1 protein-coding gene is annotated in these 3,344 nt (G+C 64.2%); it reads right to left on the reverse strand.

Features of this window, described 5'->3' with window-relative positions; genetic code table 11:
• Window positions 1-3,344 (reverse strand): amino acid adenylation domain-containing protein (locus M1248_RS33160; RefSeq protein ID WP_317150924.1); only part of this gene is annotated, 3,344 nt, incomplete at both ends.

Below are 3,344 nucleotides of genomic sequence, written 5' to 3' on the forward strand. Positions count from 1 at the left end.
TCCCCGCCGAGTTCGAAGAACGAATCATCGACCCCGACCCGCTCCAAACCCAGAACCTGGGCGAAAATGCCGGCCAGAATCTCCTCGATGGCATCCCCAGGAGCCCGATAACCATCGCCGTCGCGGTACTCCGGGGCCGGCAACGCACGCCGATCGAGCTTGCCGTTAACCGTCAACGGCAACGTATCGATGGCCACCACCGCCGCGGGAACCATATACCCCGGCAACCGCTGAGCCAACGCCGAACGCATCCCCGCCACATCAGCAGTCCCGGTCACATACCCCACCAACCGCTTATCACCAGGACGATCCTCGCGGGCGATCACCACCGCCTGCTCCACCCCGTCCAACCCGGTCAGCGCAGCCTGGATCTCCCCCAACTCAATGCGATACCCACGGATCTTGACCTGCTCATCAGCACGACCCAAATACCGCAACTGACCATCAGCACCCCAACACACCAGATCCCCAGTGCGATACATCCGCGCCCCAGGCCCACCGAACGGACACGCCACAAACCGCGACGACGTCAACCCGGACCGGTGCACATAACCGACCCCCACACCACGACCCGCCAGATACAACTCACCGACCACCCCAGCAGGCACCGGCCGCAACCACTCATCAAGAACGAACGTCGCCCCCTTGGGTACCGGTGAACCGATCGGCACCACACCAGAGCCCGCAGTCAACGGCGCACTGATCGCCGCATAAATCGTGGCCTCAGTCGGGCCATAGGCATTGATCATCACCCGACCCGGCGCCCACCGATCCACCACCTCAGCCGGACACGCCTCACCAGCGACCACCAACGCCGCCCGCTCCAGACCCTCCGGCGACAACATCCCCACCGCCGAAGGAGTCTGATACACGACGCTGACCTGCTCGGCCACCAACAGGTCGTGCAGATCCTCCGGCGACCCCGCCACCGCCTCAGGCACGATCACCAACCGGCTGCCATGCAACAAGGCGCCGAAGATCTCCCACACCGACACGTCAAACACCAGTGAATGCCACTGCGACCACGCCTGACCCGGCCCCGCAGGCAAATCCACCGGCAGCGACTCCAACACCTGGGTCACATTGCCGTGCGTGATCGCCACACCCTTAGGCACACCCGTCGTACCCGACGTGTAGATCAAATACGCAATATCATCAGCAGCCGGCACCGCCAACGCCGTACCCGGATAAGTCTCGATCATCGGATCTTCGACATCGACGACCGACAAGTCATACCCATCGAACCGACCGGCCAACGCCGCAGTAGTCACCGCCGCGATCGGCGCGGCATCGCCGAGCATGAACTCCAACCGCGCCGCCGGCACCCCCGGATCAAACGGCACATACGCCGCCCCAGACTTGAGCACGCCCACCATCGCCACGATCGCCTCGGCCGACCGCGGAATCAACAACGCCACACACTGACCCGGACCCGCCCCCCGATCAACCAACAAACGCGCCAACCGATTCGACGCCTCATCCAACTCGCGATACGACATCGAACGGCCCTCAAACGTCAGGGCCAACGCCTCCGGCGCATCCGCCACCTGAGCAGCGAACACCGCCGGAACCGAGCCCAACGCCGACACCGGCTCGGTCAACACCGCCCGATTAGCCCACCCATCCAACCGGGCATGCTCACCAGCATCCAACACATCCACCGACGACAACCGCCGCCCAGGATCAGCAGCCATCGCCACCAAAACCCGCTGCAACCGCTCAACCAAAGACTCGATACTCGCCGCATCAAACACATCAGTATCGAATTCGACACGCAACCCGAGTTCGGTACCCGGAAGGACCATCATCGCGAGGGGGTAGTGGTTGTATTCGCGGCTGGTGACTTCGGTGATCGTCAGCCCGTCGTCTCCCGACAGCGTGGCTTTGGCGACCGGGTAGTTCTCAAACACGAACAGGGTGTCGAACAACCGGTCGTGGCCGCTGACGCGGTGGATCTCGTTAAGCGCCAGATGCTGGTGCTCAAGGGTCTCGGTGAAAACGTGTTGCAACTGCTCGAGCAGGCCGGTGGTAGTCGTTGACGGCAAGATGTTCGCCCGCACCGGCACGGTGTTGATCAACAAACCCACCATCGAGTCCGCACCGGCCACCTCCTCCGGCCGTCCTGAAAGCGCCACGCCGAAGGCGACATCATGCTGGCCGGTCAGCGAGGTCAGCAACTGCGCCCACGCGCCCTGCAGGATCGTGTTAACGGTGGTGTGCTGCGAACGGGCCAAATCACCAAGCGCGCGGGTGGTGTCTGCCGGCACCCGAAAAGACGCAACGGCTCGTGGGCCTAGCTCCCGCCGGTCTGACGGGCCCACCAAAGTGGGGGTGTCGAAACCAGCGAGCACCCCACCCCAGGCAGCACGGGCCGCATCAATGTCCCGGGCGGCCAGCCACGTAAGAAACCTGCGATACGGTGCCGCCGCGGGCAACCGCTGCCCGGAATAGCCGGCGAAGATCTCCTGCAGCAGAATCGGCAGGGACCAGCCATCCACCACGATGTGGTGAAAAGTGAAGACACACTGATGCTGGTCTTCTGCCGTGCGGATCAAGGCCGCCCTCACGAACGGCGGATCGGCGAGGTCGCAGACAGCTGCGCGTTCGGCCGCGCACACCCGTTGGATCTGGTCCTCGAGATCCACGTCTTCGGCGTCTAGTTCCACGTACGACCACCCGGCCGCCGGATGGGCCGGAATGATCTGCACGGGCTCATCAAACTGGTCGCAGAAGTGAGCCGCCAGGTTGGGATGCCGGTCGACCACCGTGGCCACCGCATCACGCAGCCGGTGCTGATCGAGCGGGCCGGCCACGGTGATATCCAGCTGGACCGCATACGCACTGTTATCGCTCGCCTGGGCGGTCCTCGCGTGGAACAGCAGACCCTGCTGCACCGGAGTCAGCGGCAATACATCCGCGACCTCATTTTCCCGGCACAGCTCGTCGATCTGCTGTTGGCTCAGCCTTGCCGGCGCGATATCGGACGGCGTCAACCCGCCGCCACCGCCGCGCACGTGCGCACAGATGCCGGCCAAAGCGTCAAACCACAACTGGCTCAGCCGGCTGACCTGCGCGCGATCCAGCGCCGAGGCCGCCCACGTCCAATCCGCGTGCAGATAAGGGCCGATGTCGGTGTCGACCGTGCCGGCGTTGAGGTCCAGGGTGTGCATCAGCGGCATAGGCACCGCCGAGGCCGCTAGATTAAACGACAACCCTTCTTGTGGGAGTCGCCACATCTCATCGGAGAGTTCGGCGGCAGGGCCGCCCAGACGCCCCAGATAGTTGAACCCGATCGGCGGATCGTCTCCGTCCAGGTCCACGTCGGGGTTCAGGTAGCGCAGCAC

The organism is Mycobacterium sp. 29Ha (genome assembly GCF_032883055.1).
GTDB lineage: Bacteria > Actinomycetota > Actinomycetes > Mycobacteriales > Mycobacteriaceae > Mycobacterium > Mycobacterium gallinarum.